General features: G+C 60.7%; 17 protein-coding genes. 14 read left to right on the top strand and 3 right to left on the bottom strand.

Features of this window, described 5'->3' with window-relative positions; all coding sequences use genetic code 11:
• The first annotated feature begins 97 nt into the window (after positions 1 to 97).
• Together ITX55_RS19695 and ITX55_RS19700 are read left to right on the top strand one after the other, a co-directional pair.
• A complete protein-coding gene (locus ITX55_RS19695; RefSeq protein WP_108681795.1) occupies positions 98 to 1057 on the top strand; it encodes a phospholipase in 960 nt (319 codons plus the stop codon).
• Entirely contained in the window at positions 1050 to 1805 is a 756-nt protein-coding gene (locus tag ITX55_RS19700) for an ankyrin repeat domain-containing protein (protein ID WP_108681793.1), read from the top strand. The genes ITX55_RS19695 and ITX55_RS19700 overlap by 8 nt, the downstream gene beginning before the upstream one ends.
• A 52-nt stretch (positions 1806 to 1857) precedes the next feature.
• Here the strand turns inward: ITX55_RS19700 and srmB are convergent, their stop codons facing one another.
• Positions 1858 to 3180, bottom strand: a complete 1323-nt coding sequence (srmB, locus tag ITX55_RS19705) for an ATP-dependent RNA helicase SrmB (RefSeq protein ID WP_047025578.1) — start codon at positions 3178 to 3180, stop codon at positions 1858 to 1860.
• A gap of 99 nt (positions 3181 to 3279) precedes the next feature.
• Here srmB and ITX55_RS19710 point away from each other — a divergent pair, with 99 nt between their 5' ends.
• Positions 3280 to 4059 (top strand): tRNA1(Val) (adenine(37)-N6)-methyltransferase, encoded by a 780-nt coding sequence (locus tag ITX55_RS19710; RefSeq protein ID WP_108681791.1) that lies wholly within the window; start codon positions 3280 to 3282, stop codon positions 4057 to 4059.
• A gap of 38 nt (positions 4060 to 4097) precedes the next feature.
• Here the strand turns inward: ITX55_RS19710 and nadB are convergent, their stop codons facing one another.
• Positions 4098 to 5699, bottom strand: a complete 1602-nt coding sequence (nadB, locus tag ITX55_RS19715; protein ID WP_016929796.1) for an L-aspartate oxidase — start codon at positions 5697 to 5699, stop codon at positions 4098 to 4100.
• Between the two features lie 214 nt (positions 5700 to 5913).
• Between nadB and rpoE the strand changes: the two genes are divergently transcribed.
• The 4 genes from rpoE to rseC are packed head-to-tail and all read left to right on the top strand — an operon-like array spanning position 5914 to position 8605.
• Positions 5914 to 6489: an RNA polymerase sigma factor RpoE gene (gene rpoE, locus ITX55_RS19720; protein ID WP_004929136.1), complete on the top strand. Its 576-nt coding sequence runs from the start codon at positions 5914 to 5916 to the stop codon at positions 6487 to 6489.
• 30 nt (positions 6490 to 6519) lie between these two features.
• A complete protein-coding gene (gene rseA, locus ITX55_RS19725) occupies positions 6520 to 7173 on the top strand; it encodes an anti-sigma-E factor RseA (protein ID WP_033644125.1) in 654 nt (217 codons plus the stop codon).
• Positions 7173 to 8129, top strand: a complete 957-nt coding sequence (gene rseB, locus ITX55_RS19730; protein WP_025303948.1) for a sigma-E factor regulatory protein RseB — start codon at positions 7173 to 7175, stop codon at positions 8127 to 8129. Before rseA ends, rseB begins: the two co-directional genes overlap by 1 nt.
• Positions 8129 to 8605 carry a SoxR-reducing system protein RseC gene (rseC, locus tag ITX55_RS19735; RefSeq protein ID WP_072627116.1) on the top strand — a complete coding sequence of 159 codons (477 nt, stop codon included), beginning with the start codon at positions 8129 to 8131 and terminating at the stop codon, positions 8603 to 8605. The genes rseB and rseC overlap by 1 nt, the downstream gene beginning before the upstream one ends.
• On the opposite strand, the gene ITX55_RS19740 is transcribed toward rseC, so the two are convergent.
• On the bottom strand, positions 8602 to 9438 hold the full coding sequence (locus ITX55_RS19740; RefSeq protein ID WP_108681789.1) for a hypothetical protein: 837 nt from the start codon (positions 9436 to 9438) through the stop codon (positions 8602 to 8604). The genes rseC and ITX55_RS19740 overlap by 4 nt on opposite strands.
• Before the next feature lie 519 nt (positions 9439 to 9957).
• On the opposite strand from ITX55_RS19740, the gene lepA reads away from it, so the two are divergent.
• From lepA to acpS, 7 genes are all read left to right on the top strand, one after another.
• Entirely contained in the window at positions 9958 to 11757 is a 1800-nt protein-coding gene (gene lepA / locus ITX55_RS19745) for a translation elongation factor 4 (RefSeq protein ID WP_019452315.1), read from the top strand.
• A 32-nt stretch (positions 11758 to 11789) separates the two neighbouring features.
• Positions 11790 to 12767 carry a signal peptidase I gene (lepB, locus tag ITX55_RS19750; RefSeq protein WP_033644122.1) on the top strand — a complete coding sequence of 326 codons (978 nt, stop codon included), beginning with the start codon at positions 11790 to 11792 and terminating at the stop codon, positions 12765 to 12767.
• 234 nt (positions 12768 to 13001) lie between these two features.
• Positions 13002 to 13682 (top strand): ribonuclease III, encoded by a 681-nt coding sequence (gene rnc / locus ITX55_RS19755; protein WP_004929158.1) that lies wholly within the window; start codon positions 13002 to 13004, stop codon positions 13680 to 13682.
• A complete protein-coding gene (gene era / locus ITX55_RS19760) occupies positions 13679 to 14587 on the top strand; it encodes a GTPase Era (RefSeq protein ID WP_004929162.1) in 909 nt (302 codons plus the stop codon). The genes rnc and era overlap by 4 nt, the downstream gene beginning before the upstream one ends.
• Before the next feature lie 4 nt (positions 14588 to 14591).
• Positions 14592 to 15323, top strand: a complete 732-nt coding sequence (gene recO, locus ITX55_RS19765; RefSeq protein ID WP_015378804.1) for a DNA repair protein RecO — start codon at positions 14592 to 14594, stop codon at positions 15321 to 15323.
• A gap of 139 nt (positions 15324 to 15462) precedes the next feature.
• Positions 15463 to 16125 carry a pyridoxine 5'-phosphate synthase gene (gene pdxJ, locus ITX55_RS19770; RefSeq protein WP_370632723.1) on the top strand — a complete coding sequence of 221 codons (663 nt, stop codon included), beginning with the start codon at positions 15463 to 15465 and terminating at the stop codon, positions 16123 to 16125.
• Positions 16125 to 16505, top strand: a complete 381-nt coding sequence (gene acpS, locus ITX55_RS19775) for a holo-ACP synthase (RefSeq protein ID WP_004929169.1) — start codon at positions 16125 to 16127, stop codon at positions 16503 to 16505. The genes pdxJ and acpS overlap by 1 nt, the downstream gene beginning before the upstream one ends.
• The last annotated feature ends 22 nt before the right edge of the window (positions 16506 to 16527 follow it).

The raw sequence follows: 16527 nt of genomic DNA on the forward strand, positions 1-16527 counted from the left end.
ATAAGCATTCCTGATACAGAACTCATCCGACCTGCCGATAGCTAAATCAGCACCTATTCAGGTGCTAAATAAAAAAGTCTATCGACAAGGAGTCGGCATGAGTATGCCTTTAAGTTTTACCTCTGCAGTATCCCCGGTGGCCGCGATCCCTACACCTCGCGCCGCTGCCGAAACGGCGACGGCATCGCAGCCTGCGGCAGCGCCGGCAAATCCGGCGCCGGTAGCCACCCCTTCTCAGAATACGCTGAACGCGCAGAACCTGTTGAATACGCTGGTCGGCGATATCTCCGCGGCGGCGCCGACGGCGGTTGCGCCGGGCGTGACCCGGGGGCAGCAATCTCAGGAAGGCGATTATGCGTTGGCGCTGTTGGCCAAGGACGTTTACTCGCTGAACGGCCAGGGCGCCGCCGGGTTCAACCGTCTGAGCGACAGCGCGTTGCTCGGGTTCGGCATCGATCCCGCCAGTCTGCACGACGCGGGCAGCGGTTTCCAGGCCGGGATTTACAGCAACGACAAGCAGTATGTGTTGACGTTCGCCGGCACCAACGACTGGCGCGACTGGCTGAGCAACGTGCGGCAGGCGACGGGCTATGACGATGTGCAGTACAATCAGGCGGTTGCCGCCGCCAAAAGCGCCAAGGCGGCCTTCGGCGATGCGCTGGTGATCGCCGGTCATTCGCTCGGCGGTGGTCTGGCGGCCACGGCGGCGCTGGCGACCGGCACCGTCGCGGTCACCTTCAATGCGGCCGGGGTGTCGGATTACACCCTGAATCGCCTGGGGATCGATCCGGCGGCGGCGAAGAAAGACGCCGAAGCCGGGGGCATTCGCCGTTACAGCGAGCAATATGACATGCTGACCAGCACCCAGGAATCGACTTCGCTGATCCCGGACGCCATCGGCCACAACATTACCCTGGCCAACAACGATACCCTGACCGGCATCGATGACTGGCGGCCGAGCAAGCATCTGGATCGCAGCCTGACGGCGCACGGCATCGACAAGGTGATAAGCTCGATGGCGGAACAAAAGCCGTGGGAGGCGAAGGCCAATGCCTGAAGGGCGTCGCTTGCGGCGGGCGCTGGCGATAGCCTTACTGGCGCTGGTCGCGGTGACCGGTTTACTGATGATGGCTAAGGAGCAACAGATGGGGCAGGAGATTTCACCGTTTGATGGCCGCAGCAACCAGGCGCTGGCTCAGGCGGTGGCGCGCGGCGATGCGCAGGGCATCGCCGCGCAGGCCACACAGGAGCGCTTGCGCGAACGGGGCGATCGACAGGTCACGCTGTTGCAGTGGGCGGTGCTTTCGCAACAGCCGGCCAGCGTGCAGACGTTGCTGGAGCTCGGTGCCGACCCGGCGACGGCGGGGCTGGACGGCAACAGCGCGCTGCACACCGCGGCGATGTTGCAAGACGCGCAGTATCTGCGGTTGTTGCTGACCGAAGGGGCGCAGGTGAACGTGCGCAATGCCGTTACCGGCGCCACGCCGCTCGCGGCGGCGGTGCTGGCCGGGCGTGAGGAGCAGCTGCGGCTGCTGTTGGCGGCCGGGGCGGACACCACGTTGAGCGATCGGCTGGGGGATACCCCGCTGCATCTGGCGGCGAAGATCAACGCGCCGCACCTGGCGCTGTTGCTGTTGCAGGCCGGTGCCGATGCCCGGGCGCGCAATCAGCAGGGTTATGCGTTCCAGTTTTATTTCTCGCAAACGCCGGCGCATTTGCAGAATGACGAGCTGAAGGCGCAGTTCCGCGAGCTGGATAAATGGCTGCAGGGGCGCCGCCTGGCCACGCATTACGCGCAGCAGTAAACACCCATAAAAAAACCGCCTGTACAGGCGGTTTTTTCTTAGGCAGCGGCGGTTATTGCGCGTCGCCGGTTGGTTTGGCCTTCGCCTGACGGCGTTTGCCGACGTTTTTGGCGTCGCGATGGCGCACTTTCACCTTGGCCTTTTCTTTGTTCTTCGCCTTGTCTTCCGCGCGCTTGGCCAGCACTTTCTTCGACGGTTTACCGTTGCTCTTCTCGTTCGGCACCTTGGTTTTCGGCCGCAGTTCGTCGATCACGCGCGCTTTCAGCGGCTCGTTCAGGTAACGGCCCACTTTGCCCAGCAGCAGATGGTCGTGCGCTTCCACCAGCGAAATGGCGGTGCCTTTGCGCCCGGCGCGGCCGGTACGGCCGATGCGGTGCAGGTAGGTATCCGCAGTGCGCGGCATGTCGAAGTTGAACACGTGGGTGATATCGAGGATATCCAGGCCGCGCGCGGCAACGTCGGTGGCCACCAGCACGTTAACCCGGCCATCCATCATGCGTTTGACCGCTTCGTTGCGTTTGGCCTGCACCATTTCGCCTTCGAGATAGCAGGTGTTGATGCCCGCTTCGCGCAGCCAGGTGGCCAGTTCGTGCACGCGCTCGCGCTTGCGCACGAAGATCACCGATTTCTGCACGTCCGGCTGCTTCAGCAGGTGGATCAGCAGCGCGGTTTTGTGCTGCACGTCATCGGCGCGATAGTACCATTGCAGGATCTTTTTGCGTTCGCGGCGCGACGGATCGGCTTCCACTTCCACCGGCTCTTTCAGGATGCGCTCGGCGAATTCGCGGATCGCTTCGCCTTCCAGCGTGGCGGAGAACAGCAGCGTCTGGTTGCGCCAGCGGGTTTCGGCGGAGATGGTTTCGATGTCCTGCGCGAAGCCCATGTCGAGCATGCGGTCGGCTTCGTCGAGGATCAGGGTTTCCACCGCGCGGCAGTCGAAGTTCTCTTCTTTAATGTATTGCAGCAAGCGGCCGGTGGTGGCGACCACCACGTCCTGGTTTTCGCTGAACACTTCCGCGTGGTTCATGTAAGCGACGCCGCCGGTGATGGTGGCGATATCCAGCGAGGTATGAGCAGCCAATTCACGCGCCTGGTCGGCGACCTGCATCGCCAGTTCACGCGTTGGCGTCAGGATCAGCACGCGCGGCGGGCCGGATTTCTTGCGTGGAAAGTCCAGCAGGTGCTGCAACACGGGCAGCAGGAAGGCGGCGGTTTTGCCGGTGCCGGTCGGAGCCGAACCTAAGACGTCGCGCCCGTCCATCGCCGGCGGGATCGCAGCGGCCTGAATGGCGGTGGGGCGATCGTAGCCTTTGTCGCGCAGCGCGTCGATCAGGCGATCATCGAGTTCGAGTTCGGAAAAAGTGGTTGCTGTCATGGTCTACCTCTACTTGGGGCGCCGATTATAGACGGGTTGGCCGCGATCTTCACCTATTTAAGCGGAAAGCCGCTCTTTTCCCGCCGATCAGATTGCCTTATGCTACGCCAGTTTTATAGCCAGGTGGTGAGTGTGAGCAAGCGATCGAAAGCCGATTTTACCCCGCGCCGCGGGGGTTTTACCTTTAAACAATTCTTTGTCGCCCACGATCGTTGCGCCATGAAAGTGGGCACCGACGGGGTGCTGCTCGGCGCCTGGGCGCCGCTGGGGCAGGCACGCCGGGTGCTGGACATCGGCAGCGGCAGCGGGCTGATCGCGCTGATGCTGGCGCAGCGCAGCGGCGACGAAGTGACCATCGACGCGGTGGAGCTGGATGAAGCCGCCGCCGGCCAGGCGCGCGAAAACGCGGCGGAATCGCCGTGGCCGCAGCGCATCCGCGTGCATGCGCAGGATATTCACCATTATGCGCAGCAGCATGCCGCTGAGTATGATCTGATCGTCAGCAATCCGCCTTATTTTGAGCCGGCGGTGGCCTGCCGCGACCAGGCGCGCCACAACGCGCGCTACACCGAAACCCTGACGCACGAGGCGCTGTTAGCCTGTGCAGTACAGCTGCTGGCGGAACAGGGTACGTTCTGCGTGGTGCTGCCGCACGACATCGGCGCCGAATTCGAACGCCTGGCGCAGCAAAGCGGTTGGCACACGGCGGCGAAAGTGAACGTCAGCGATCGGGCCGATACGCCGCTGCACCGGGTGTTGCTGGCGTTGACGCGGCGGGAAACGCCGCTGCGGGAGCAGGCGCTGGCGATCAAACAGGCCGACGGCAGCTATACCGACGATTTCCGCCGGTTGATCACCGACTTCTACCTGTTCTACTGAAAAGAAAAGGGCGCCGATTAGGCGCCCTGTCGCAGAGTTTAAGGCTGCAAAATGGTCGGCAGCGCTTCCGGCAGCAAATCCGGGTAGTCCAGCGTGTAGTGCAGGCCGCGGCTCTCTTTGCGCGCCATGGCGCTGCGCACGATAAGCTCGGCCACCTGCACCAGATTGCGCAGTTCCAGCAGGTTGTTGGAGATGCGGAAGTGAGCGTAGTACTCGTCGATTTCCGCCTGCAGCGTGTTGATGCGGCGCAGGGCGCGCTCAAGGCGCTTGGTGGTGCGCACGATGCCGACGTAATCCCACATGAACAGCCGCAGCTCGTGCCAGTTGTGTTGAATCACCACCCGTTCGTCCGCATCGTCCACCCGGCTTTCATCCCAGTGCGGCACCTGTTTGGCCTGCTGGATGAACGGCAGGCGCTGCAGAATGTCTTCCGCCGCCGACCAACCGTAAACCAGGCACTCCAGCAGCGAATTCGACGCCATGCGATTGGCGCCGTGCAGGCCGGTGTAGCTGACCTCGCCGATGGCGTACAGCCCGTCGAGATCGGTGCGGCCGTGCTGATCGACCATCACGCCGCCGCAGGTGTAGTGCGCCGCCGGGACGATGGGGATCGGTTGCCGAGTCAGATCGAAGCCCAGCGTCAGCAGCTTTTCGTGGATCATCGGGAAATGCTGGGTGATGAACTCCGCCGGCTTGTGGCTGATGTCCAGGTACATGCAGTCGGCGCCCAGGCGCTTCATTTCATGGTCGATGGCGCGGGCGACGATATCGCGCGGGGCCAGTTCGCCACGCGGGTCGAAATCGGGCATAAAGCGGCTGCCGTCCGGGCGCTTCAGGTAAGCCCCTTCGCCGCGCAGCGCTTCGGTCAGCAGGAAGTTGCGCGCCTGTGGGTGGAACAGGCAGGTCGGGTGGAACTGGTTGAACTCCAGGTTGGCGACCCGGCAGCCGGCGCGCCAGGCCATGGCGATGCCGTCGCCGGAGGAGATGTCCGGGTTGGTGGTGTATTGGTATACCTTGGCCGCGCCGCCGGTGGCCAGCACCACCGTTTTGGCGCGGTAGGTTTCCACCCGCTCGAGCTCGCGGTTCCAGACGTAAGCGCCCACGACTCGGCGGGTGCCCGGCAGGCCGATTTTGTTCGAGGTAATAAGGTCAACCGCGTTGCGGCGTTCCATCACGCAAATATTGGGGTGAGCGCTTGCTTTCCCCACCAGCGTGGTCTCTACTTCCTTACCGGTAGCGTCCGCAGCGTGCAGGATGCGGCGATGGCTGTGGCCGCCTTCGCGCGTGAGGTGATAATGCGCCTCGCCCTGCGCGTTGACCTCGGTGTCGAACAGTACGCCCTGATCGATCAGCCACTGCACGCAGTGGCGCGCGTTGCCGGCGATGAATTCGACGGCCTCTTTGTCGCACAGGCCGGCGCCGGCAATCAAAGTGTCATCAACGTGTGAGGCAATGCTGTCCGTCTCATCGAACACCGCGGCGATCCCGCCTTGGGCGTAAAAGGTGGCCCCCTCGCTGAGCGGCCCCTTGCTGAGAACGGTAACCTTGCAATGCTGCGCCAGGCGCAGCGCCAGTGACAGGCCCGCAGCGCCGCTGCCGACGATCAGTACATCGCTAACATGTTCAGATGATGGTTGCATAACGTATGATGTGTGCAGAAGAAGAGTGAATTTCATGTTAGCCTAACTGTCCGGGCAAAAGCCACGGATAGGGTGACATCAACAGAAAAAACAATGGCGATATGGAACTTCGTGTTCTATATGAACTCCAAGCGAGTGCTTGCTCAGGAAAATAATGTATGGCTGGCAGTACAATTTTACGCGTGGAGACGGATTTGGGGAGAGTTTACCTCGGATGAGCGAGCAGTTAACGGATCAAGTTCTGGTTGAGCGGGTCCAAAAGGGCGACCAGAAATCGTTTAACCTACTGGTAGTGCGCTATCAGCATAAGGTGGCGAGTCTCGTTTCCCGCTATGTGCCGCAGGGCGATGTGCCTGATGTGGTGCAGGAGTCGTTTATCAAGGCCTATCGCGCACTGGAATCGTTCCGTGGCGACAGCGCTTTTTATACCTGGTTGTATCGAATCGCCGTGAACACGGCAAAGAATTATCTGGTTGCTCAGGGGCGCCGTCCGCCATCCAGTGATGTGGACGCCAACGATGCGGAAAATTACGAAAGTGCGGGCGCACTGAAAGAAATTTCGAACCCTGAGAACTTAATGTTGTCAGAAGAGCTGAGACAGATAGTTTTCCGTACCATTGAGTCTCTCCCTGAGGATCTTCGCATGGCGATTACCCTGCGGGAGTTGGATGGTCTAAGCTACGAAGAGATAGCCGCCATCATGGATTGCCCGGTCGGAACCGTACGTTCGCGTATTTTCCGCGCCCGGGAAGCTATCGATAATAAAGTTCAACCGCTGATCCAGCGTTAGCAATGGCGGGCACAGGAAGGGTACTTAGGCATGCAGAAAGAAAAGCTTTCCGCTCTGATGGATGGTGAATCGTTCGACAGCGAGCTGTTGAGTTCTCTGTCGCAAGATCGAACGCTTCAGCAAAGCTGGCAGAGCTATCACCTGATACGTGACACACTGCGGGGTGATATCGGACAAGTGATGCATTTCGATATCGCCGATCGCGTCGCCGCTGCACTTGAGAAAGAACCTGCCCGGCTGGTGCCTTCCGCCGTTCAGGAATCTCAGCCGCAGCCTCACACCTGGCAGAAAATGCCGTTCTGGGACAAAGTGCGTCCTTGGGCTAGCCAGATTACGCAAATCGGCATGGCGGCCTGCGTGTCGCTGGCGGTCATCGTTGGCGTGCAGCACTACAACCAACCTTCTGCGTCATCGAACGCGTCTGAATCGCCGGCCTTCACCACGCTGCCGATCATGGGCCAGGCCTCACCGGTCAGCCTGGGCGTTCCTGCCGACAGTTTCTCCACCGGCAGCGGCCAACAGCAGCAGGTGCAGGAACAGCGTAAGCGTATCAACGCCATGCTGCAGGACTATGAGCTGCAACGTCGCCTGCATTCGGATCAGCTGCAGCTTGAGCAAAGCAATCCGCAACAGGCTGCCATTCAGGTTCCCGGAACTCAGTCTTTAGGAATGCAACAGCAGTAATGAAGCAAATCTGGTTCTCCGTTTGTTTATTGACGGGCAGCCTGCTCTATTCCAGCATCGCCCCGGCGCAGCCGACTGCGTCCGGGGCGTTATTGCAACAGATGAGCAGCGCCAGCCGTTCTCTCAATTACGAGCTCGCCTACATCAGCATCAGCAAGCAGGGAATCGAGTCGTTGCGCTATCGCCATGCGGTGATCGGCAACGTGCCGCTCGGCCAGCTGTTGCACATGGACGGCCCGCGCCGCGAAGTGCTGCAGCGCGGCGGCGGGATCAGCTACTTCGAACCCGGCCTGGAGCCGTTCACGCTCACCGGCGATCACATCGTCGATGCGCTGCCGGCGATCGTTTATGCCGATTTCACCCGCCTGGCCAAGTACTACGACTTTATCTCCGTGGGCAGCACCCGCATCGCCGATCGGCCGTGTGAAGTGCTGCGCGTGGTGGCGCGCGACGGTTCCCGCTACAGCTACATCGTCTGGATGGACGAGGACACCAAGCTGCCGCTGCGGGTGGATTTGCTCGATCGCGACGGCGAAACGCTGGAGCAATATCGGGTGATCTCCTTCGCGGTCGGCGCCGACGTGCAGGGCGCGATGCAGGGGCTGCTCAAAGCCAACCTGCCGCCGCTGCTGTCGCTGCCGGCGGTGGAAAACGTCCAGCTGAGCTGGAGCACCGGCTGGCTGCCGGCGGGGGTAGACGAGGTGGCGCGCAACCGCCGCAAATTGCCTAACGTCGCCGTGCCGGTTGAATCCCGCCTTTACAGCGACGGCTTGTTCAGCTTCTCGGTCAACGTCAGCCCGGCGGGCAGCGGAGCCGGGCAGCAGTACTACCGTCAAGGGCGCCGCACCATCCAGACCGAAGTGCGTGCGGGCAACGAAATCACGATTGTGGGCGAATTGCCGCCGGCGACGGCCAAACGCATCGCCGACAGCATTTCTTTCAAGGTATCGCCGTAATGATGAAAGAGTGGGCCACGGTGGTTTCGTGGCAACAGGGCGTAGCGCTGCTGCGCTGCGAACCCAAGGCCGGCTGCGGCAGCTGCACCGCGCGCTCCGGCTGTGGCGCGCGTGCGTTGAACGAGCTGGTGCCGGAAACCGAGCATCAGCTGCAGGTGCATATCGATCAGCCGCTCGAGCCGGGGCAGCGCGTCGAGGTCGGCATTGCGGAAGGCAGCCTGCTGCGCTCCGCCATGCTGGTTTACCTGACGCCGTTGCTGGGCATGATGCTGGGTGGCGCGTTATTGCAATATTGTTTCGGCAGCGACGCCTCGGCGGCAGTCGGCGCCGTACTGGGCGGCGGGGCGGCCTTTATGCTGGCGCGCCGCTTGGCCCGGCGTCTGGGCGAGCAGGCCGACTATCAGCCGGTGGTGCTGCAGATTGGCTTACCGCCTACCGCACTGCGCATGCAGGCGGAAAACTCCCCGCTGATTTAAACCGACGGCCGCGTCATCGCCGGGTTGTGATAGGCGGGGATGCGGTTGTGGATCATATGTTCCAGCAGCGCGATGAACAGATCGGCGCTGAGCAGCGAATCATCGTTGATAGCGAACAGCACATTGCCCTGGCCGTCGAATAAGCGGATGCCGCGCTGCGGATGATTTTCCAACGCGCGGATCTGCTCGATAGGCACGTTGCCCCGTTCAGTGGTCAGCAGGGTGGCGCTCAGCCGCAGCGTTTCGGTCGGCGTGCCTTGCCGTTTGCCGAGCAGCAACTGCCACAGCCAGCGTGCGTCGCCCTCAACCGTGTGAAACGACACCGTCTCCCCCTGATAGAGCGCGTTCAACGCCAATGGCCCGCGCTGCTGCAGCTGCTGATCGACGATCACGTCCGCCAGTCGCCACGAATGGGCGACATTGCTGAAGACCGTGCACCAGGGCTGATCCGCGCCGGCGCGGAACGCCGTGACGTCAAACAACCCGCCAAAAGCCTTGCCGCCGCGAAAGCGATAGATGTCGCCGATTTTCTCAAACGGAATGAAACGCTCTTTGTGATGGTGGTCGTCAAAGACCCGCACGCCGTGCTCGTAGAGCCGATACGTCAACACCGGGCGCAGGTAATGCCGCAGCGCCAGCAGCGTACAGCCGAGTAAAATTGTGCCCGCGCCGGCCTGCAACAGCGTGATGACGTCGTTCTCATCAATGCTGCTCAGCAGCGGCAGCACCAACAGCGCCGCACCCACGCTGAACAGCAGCGCCGCCGCCGCCAGAATGCCCCAGTTGACCTTCGAAAAATCGTGCCGGCTCAGCATTTGCCCTTTATCGATCATAATGCACCTTCCAATCAACGTACGCAGATATGCTGGTGAACCCCGGTGGGCTGCCGATGTAGTGCCCGGAATAATGTTTTGTCGCGGAGTTCATGCCCTTTCTATCCGAGGGACGGTGGTGGCGTATATGGGGTTTTTCCTAAAGGATGTGGGGCAAAATCGAATTCTAAGAGGTTGATCCAAATATTCTTTTTCGATAATTTCAGAAGGGGTTTATTGCGCTGCGGCCGGTTATGTATTAGCGCCGGAGTTTGACGGCCACGGAGCGCCTGCAAGCCTTGGGTTCAGGCCGTATAGCCCGTGTTAACATCTGTTTTCATCAGCCGGGGCGCCCTGTAACATTTAGCTGCGCATAATAGAATGCCTTCACTGCACCGATCGCTAGGTTTTCAGTGGTGTGGCATGTAGAATGCAGCGATTCAGGTGCAAGACGGCCTAACCCATTCACTGTCGCTTTAGGTCCATGCGGGTTTCTATAGGCGAGTAATTCAGAAATACCAAGGCAGAAAAACTTTTATAATGAAGCATATACGAAATTTCTCCATTATTGCCCATATTGACCACGGTAAGTCGACGCTGTCTGACCGCATTATCCAAATTTGCGGTGGCCTGTCCGACCGTGAAATGGCTGCGCAGGTGCTCGATTCCATGGATCTGGAGCGCGAGCGCGGCATCACCATCAAGGCGCAGAGCGTCACGCTGGATTACAAGGCGCTGGATGGGCAGACCTATCAGCTTAACTTTATCGACACCCCAGGCCACGTTGACTTCTCCTATGAAGTGTCCCGCTCGCTGGCGGCCTGCGAAGGCGCGCTGCTGGTGGTGGACGCCGGTCAGGGCGTAGAAGCCCAGACGCTGGCCAACTGCTACACCGCGATCGAAATGGATCTGGAAGTGGTGCCGGTGTTGAACAAAATCGACCTGCCGGCCGCCGATCCGGATCGCGCCGCGCAGGAAATTGAAGACATCGTCGGCATCGACGCCACCGATGCCGTGCGCTGCTCGGCCAAAACCGGCGTCGGCGTGCCCGACGTGCTGGAGCGCCTGGTGCGCGACATTCCTGCGCCGCAGGGCGATCCGGATGCGCCGCTGCAGGCGCTGATCATCGACTCCTGGTTCGATAACTACCTGGGCGTCGTGTCGCTGGTGCGCGTCAAGAACGGCACGCTGCGCAAGGGCGACAAGATCAAGGTCATGAGCACCGGCCAGGTGTACAACGCCGATCGTTTGGGCATTTTCACGCCGAAGCAGGTCGATCGCGACGTGCTGAACTGCGGCGAAGTGGGCTGGCTGGTCTGTGCGATCAAAGACATCCTCGGCGCGCCGGTGGGCGATACCCTGACGCAGGCGCGTCAGCCGGCGGATAAAGCGTTGCCGGGCTTCAAAAAAGTGAAGCCGCAGGTGTACGCCGGTCTGTTCCCGATCAGCTCCGACGACTATGAATCTTTCCGCGATGCGCTGGGCAAGCTGAGCCTTAACGACGCCTCCCTGTTCTACGAACCGGAAAGCTCCACCGCGTTGGGCTTCGGCTTCCGCTGCGGCTTCCTTGGTCTGCTGCACATGGAGATCATTCAGGAGCGTCTGGAGCGTGAATACGATCTGGATCTGATCACCACCGCGCCGACGGTAGTCTACGAAGTGGAAACCACCGGCAAAGAAGTGATCTACGTCGACAGCCCATCCAAGCTGCCGCCGTTGAACAACATCCAGGAACTGCGCGAGCCGATCGCCGAATGCCACATGCTGATGCCGCAGGAATACCTGGGCAACGTCATCACCCTGTGCGTTGAGAAACGCGGCGTGCAGACCAACATGGTCTACCACGGCAACCAGGTGGCGTTGACCTATGAAATCCCGATGGCGGAAGTGGTGCTCGACTTCTTTGACCGCCTGAAGTCCACGTCGCGCGGTTATGCGTCGCTGGATTACAACTTCAAGCGCTTCCAGGCCTCCGACATGGTGCGCGTGGACGTGCTGATCAACAACGAGCGCGTGGATGCGCTGGCGCTGATCACCCACCGCGACAACTCGCAGTATCGCGGCCGTGAATTGGTGGAAAAGATGAAAGATCTGATCCCGCGTCAGCAGTTCGACATCGCGATTCAGGCGGCGATCGGCACGCACATCATCGCGCGCTCCACCGTGAAGCAGCTGCGTAAAAACGTGCTGGCGAAATGCTACGGCGGTGACGTCAGCCGTAAGAAAAAGCTGCTGCAGAAACAGAAAGACGGTAAGAAGCGCATGAAGCAGGTCGGCAACGTCGAGCTGCCGCAGGAAGCGTTCCTGGCCATTCTGCACGTCGGTAAAGACGGCAAGTAACCGCGACGAGTTCGCGAAACGAGGGAGTTTGCATGGCGAATATGTTTGCCCTGATCCTGGCGTTGGCCACCCTGGTCACCGGGATCATCTGGTGCTTCGAGCGCTTTAAATGGGCGCCGGCCCGCCGCGCGAAGATTGCGGCGGTCAACGAGCAGACCGCGGGCGCAGTAGACGATAAAACGCTGGCGAAAGTGGCTAAGCAGCCAGGCTGGGTAGAGACCGGGGCATCGGTCTTCCCGGTGTTGCTGCTGGTCTTTGTGGTGCGCTCGTTTATTTACGAACCGTTCCAAATCCCGTCCGGCTCAATGATGCCGACGCTGTTGATTGGCGATTTCATTCTGGTGGAGAAATATGCTTACGGCATTAAAGATCCGATAACCCAGACCACGCTAATTGAAACCGGTCATCCGAAGCGCGGCGATATTGCGGTATTTAAATATCCGCTGGATCCGAAGCTGGATTATATCAAGCGCGTGATTGGCCTGCCGGGCGACCGTATTACTTACGATCCGGTGAATAAGCGCGTTACGGTGCAGCCGTCGTGCAACAGCGGGCAGTCCTGCGATACCGCGCTGGCGGTCACCTACGCCGACGCGCAGCCGAGCGACTTCGTACAGCTGTTCAGCCGCAGCGGCATGGGCGAGGCCAGCAACGGTTTCTACCAGATCCCGCTGAATGACAACGTGCCGCAGGGCGGCATTCGTCTGCGTGAACGTCAGGAGAGCCTGGGCAACGTGACGCACCGCATCCTGACCGTGCCGGGCACGCAGGATCAGGTGGGCGCTTACTACCAACAGCCGGGCAAACCGCTGGCGGAGTGGGTGGTGCCGGCCGGGCATTACTTCATGATGGGCGACAACCGCGACAACAGCGCGGACAGCCGTTACTGGGGCTTTGTGCCGGAGAAGAATCTGGTGGGTAAAGCCACGGCCATCTGGATGAGCTTTGAAAAGCAGGAAGGCGAGTGGCCTACCGGCGTGCGTTTCAGCCGGATTGGCGGCATTCATTAATCGCTGATTTATTCCCTGTCAATTTCACGCCGCAGCCCGCTGCGGCGTGAAAGATTAAGGGGATATAAACACAGCATTATGTTTCCACTCGTTGTAGAATACTTTCTCGAGCGATAAAAGTTGGCTCCTGCTGGGAGCCACTGCAAACGAAACAGCTTTGGATCGGCTTTCGGCGAAGCAGGCCTGTTCCGTATGCTGCAAGTTTTTGACGCATTCTTGATCTATTGGTAACTCATGAACCCCATCGTAATAAACAGGCTGCAGCGGAAGCTGGGCTACACTTTTCAACAGCAGGAGCTTTTACTGCAGGCTTTGACTCACCGCAGCGCCAGCAGTAAACACAATGAACGTCTTGAGTTTCTGGGTGACTCGATTCTTAGCTTTGTCATCGCCAATGCGCTCTATCACCGCTTTCCTCGCGTAGACGAGGGCGATATGAGCCGCATGCGCGCCACGCTGGTGCGCGGCAACACGCTGGCGGAGATGGCGCGCGAGTTTGACCTGGGCGAATGTCTGCGGCTTGGGCCGGGCGAATTGAAAAGTGGTGGGTTCCGCCGCGAGTCAATCCTGGCGGATACGGTGGAGGCATTGATCGGCGGCGTGTTCTTGGACAGCGACATCCAGACCGTCGAGCGCCTGATTTTGGACTGGTATCGCAGCCGGTTGGACGAAATCAGCCCCGGTGATAAGCAGAAAGACCCGAAAACCCGTTTGCAGGAATTTTTGCAGGGGCGTCATCTGCCGTTGCCTTCTTATTTGGTGGTGCAGGTTCGCGGTGAAGCGCACGACCAAGAGTTTACCATCCACTGCCAGGTGAGTGGTTTGAGCGAGCCCGTGGTGGGCACCGGCTCGAGCCGCCGTAAAGCCGAGCAGGCGGCAGCGGAACAAGCGCTGAAAAAGCTGGAGCTTGAATGAGTGAAGTAAAACAACACTGCGGTTTTATCGCCATCGTCGGCCGCCCGAACGTGGGCAAATCGACGTTGCTGAACCAACTGCTGGGGCAGAAGGTTTCCATTACGTCGCGTAAGCCGCAGACGACCCGTCACCGCATCATGGGCATCGACACCGATGGCGCCTATCAGGCGATCTACGTCGATACCCCAGGGCTGCACATCGAAGAAAAACGCGCCATCAACCGTTTGATGAACCGCGCGGCCAGCAGCTCAATCGGCGACGTCGAACTGGTTATCTTCGTGGTCGAAGGCACCAACTGGACCGCCGACGACGAAATGGTGGTCAACAAGCTGCGCAGCCTGCGTTGCCCGGTATTGCTGGCGATCAACAAGGTAGATAACGTCACCGACAAATCCAAGCTGTTGCCGCATATCGCGTTCCTTAGCCAGCAGATGAATTTCCTCGACGTGGTGCCTATCTCCGCCGAGAAAGGGATGAACGTCGACACCATCGCCGGCATCGTGCGCAAGCTGCTGCCGGAAGCGGAACACCACTTCCCGGAAGACTACATCACCGATCGCTCCCAGCGCTTTATGGCGTCCGAGATCATCCGCGAGAAGCTGATGCGTTTCCTGGGTGAAGAGCTGCCGTATTCGGTGACGGTGGAAATCGAACAGTTCGTGGCCAACGATCGCGGCGGCTACGATGTGCACGGCCTGATCCTGGTCGAGCGCGAAGGCCAGAAGAAAATGGTCATCGGCAACAAGGGCGCCAAGATCAAAACCATCGGCATTGAAGCGCGCCAGGACATGGAACAGATGTTCGACGCCAAAGTGCATCTGGAGCTGTGGGTGAAAGTGAAATCCGGTTGGGCGGACGACGAACGTGCGCTGCGCAGCCTGGGCTATGTTGACGATCTGAAGTAACGCCGTGGACGGCTGGGAGCGCGCTTTCGTCCTGCATGGGCGGCCGTACAGTGAAACCAGTCTGATGCTGGATCTGTTTACCGAAGGTCATGGGCGGGTGCGCTTGCTGGCAAAAGGCGCGCGCAGCCGCCGCTCCAATCTGAAGGGCTGCCTGCAGCCCTTTACCCCCCTGTTAGTGCGCTGGGGCGGCCGCGGCGAAGTGAAAACGCTGCGCAACGCCGAAGCGGTCTCTCTCGGTTTACCCCTCAGCGGCATGATGCTTTACAGCGGCCTGTACGTGAACGAACTGCTGGCGCGCGTGCTGGAGCAGGAAACCAACTACTCGGTGCTGTTCTTCGACTACCTGCAGTGCCTGCAGGCGCTGGCGGCGGAAGACAGCTCGCCGGAACAGGCGTTGCGCCAGTTCGAGCTGGCCTTGTTGCAGCACCTGGGTTACGGCCTCGATTTCCTGCACTGCGCCGGCAGCGGCCTGCCGGTGGATGACGCCATGACCTACCGCTACCGTGAAGAGAAAGGCTTTATCGCCAGCCTGGTGGTGGATCACTACAGCTTCACCGGGCGCGAACTGCGCGCGCTGGCGGAGCGGCAGTTTCCCGATGCCGAGACGTTGCGCGCCGCCAAGCGTTTCACCCGCATGGCGCTGAAACCCTACCTCGGCGGCAAGCCGTTGAAGAGCCGCGAACTGTTTCGCCAATTCGTGCGCAAACAGCCGAATACGCCGGTCGACGACGCCTGACCTTTTCCCCTTTTGCCGTTCTGCACCCGCGTGTAAACTGCTGGCACTGAAAATCGTATTTAGAGGTTGTCATGGCTGATTTACTGTTGGGCGTCAATATCGATCACATCGCCACGTTACGTAACGCGCGCGGAACCCAATACCCGGATCCGTTCAGGCGGCATTCATTGCCGAACAGGCGGGGGCCGACGGCATTACCGTGCATCTGCGCGAAGACCGTCGCCACATCACCGACCGCGACGTGCGTTTGCTGCGCCAGACCATCCAGACGCGCATGAATCTGGAGATGGCGGTGACCGACGAGATGCTGGACATCGCCGTGGAGCTGAAGCCGCATTTCTGTTGCCTGGTGCCGGAAAAGCGCGAAGAAGTGACCACCGAAGGCGGCCTGGACGTCGCCGGCCAGCTGGACAAAATGAGCGTGGCGGTCGAGCGCCTGGCGCAGGCGGGCATTCTGGTCTCGCTGTTCATCGATCCCGATCATCGCCAAATCGACGCGGCGGTGGCGGTGGGCGCCCCCTATATTGAAATCCACACCGGCGCCTACGCCGAAGCGCAGGGCGAGCTGGCGGTACAGGCCGAGCTGCGCCGCATCGCGGTCGCCGCCGCCTACGCGGCCGAGAAGGGGCTGAAGGTCAACGCCGGCCACGGCCTGACCTATCACAACGTGCAGCCGATCGCCGCGCTGCCGGAAATGCACGAGCTGAACATCGGCCATGCGATTATCGGCCAGGCGGTGATGAGCGGGCTGCCGGCTGCGGTTGCCGACATGAAAGTGCTGATGCGGGAAGCGCGCCGGTAATGGCGGTGCTCGGGCTGGGTACCGACATCGTCGAGATGGCGCGTATCGAAGCGGTGGTGGAACGCAGCGGCGATCGTCTGGCGCGCCGCGTGCTGAGCGACGCCGAATGGGCGCTGTACCAGCAGCACCAGCAGCCGATTCGCTTTCTGGCCAAGCGTTTCGCCGTGAAAGAGGCCGCCGCCAAGGCGTTCGGCACCGGCATTCGCAACGGCCTGGCGTTCAACCAGTTCGAGGTGTTCAACGATGCGCTGGGCAAACCGAATATTCGTTTGCATGGCCGCGCCGCCGAGCTGGCGGGGGAGATGGGGGTCACCGCGATCCACGTTTCGCTGGCCGATGAACGGCGCTATGCCTGCGCGACGGTGATCGTCGAAAGCTGAAAATAGAAAGGGCGCCCTGCGG

It is taken from the genome of Serratia sp. EWG9 (assembly GCF_019913725.1).
Classification (GTDB): Bacteria; Pseudomonadota; Gammaproteobacteria; order Enterobacterales; family Enterobacteriaceae; genus Serratia; species Serratia ureilytica.

Coding starts and splice junctions, on each gene's coding strand:
- ITX55_RS19710 (WP_108681791.1), top strand. CDS start 3,280: ATGCTACGCCAGTTTTATAGCCAGGTGGTGAGTGTGAGCAAGCGATCG.
- rpoE (WP_004929136.1), top strand. CDS start 5,914: ATGAGCGAGCAGTTAACGGATCAAGTTCTGGTTGAGCGGGTCCAAAAG.
- rnc (WP_004929158.1), top strand. CDS start 13,002: ATGAACCCCATCGTAATAAACAGGCTGCAGCGGAAGCTGGGCTACACT.
- era (WP_004929162.1), top strand. CDS start 13,679: ATGAGTGAAGTAAAACAACACTGCGGTTTTATCGCCATCGTCGGCCGC.
- rseB (WP_025303948.1), top strand. CDS start 7,173: ATGAAGCAAATCTGGTTCTCCGTTTGTTTATTGACGGGCAGCCTGCTC.
- ITX55_RS19695 (WP_108681795.1), top strand. CDS start 98: ATGAGTATGCCTTTAAGTTTTACCTCTGCAGTATCCCCGGTGGCCGCG.
- srmB (WP_047025578.1), bottom strand. CDS start 3,180: ATGACAGCAACCACTTTTTCCGAACTCGAACTCGATGATCGCCTGATC.
- rseA (WP_033644125.1), top strand. CDS start 6,520: ATGCAGAAAGAAAAGCTTTCCGCTCTGATGGATGGTGAATCGTTCGAC.
- lepA (WP_019452315.1), top strand. CDS start 9,958: ATGAAGCATATACGAAATTTCTCCATTATTGCCCATATTGACCACGGT.
- lepB (WP_033644122.1), top strand. CDS start 11,790: ATGGCGAATATGTTTGCCCTGATCCTGGCGTTGGCCACCCTGGTCACC.
- rseC (WP_072627116.1), top strand. CDS start 8,129: ATGATGAAAGAGTGGGCCACGGTGGTTTCGTGGCAACAGGGCGTAGCG.
- ITX55_RS19740 (WP_108681789.1), bottom strand. CDS start 9,438: ATGATCGATAAAGGGCAAATGCTGAGCCGGCACGATTTTTCGAAGGTC.
- nadB (WP_016929796.1), bottom strand. CDS start 5,699: ATGCAACCATCATCTGAACATGTTAGCGATGTACTGATCGTCGGCAGC.
- acpS (WP_004929169.1), top strand. CDS start 16,125: ATGGCGGTGCTCGGGCTGGGTACCGACATCGTCGAGATGGCGCGTATC.
- ITX55_RS19700 (WP_108681793.1), top strand. CDS start 1,050: ATGCCTGAAGGGCGTCGCTTGCGGCGGGCGCTGGCGATAGCCTTACTG.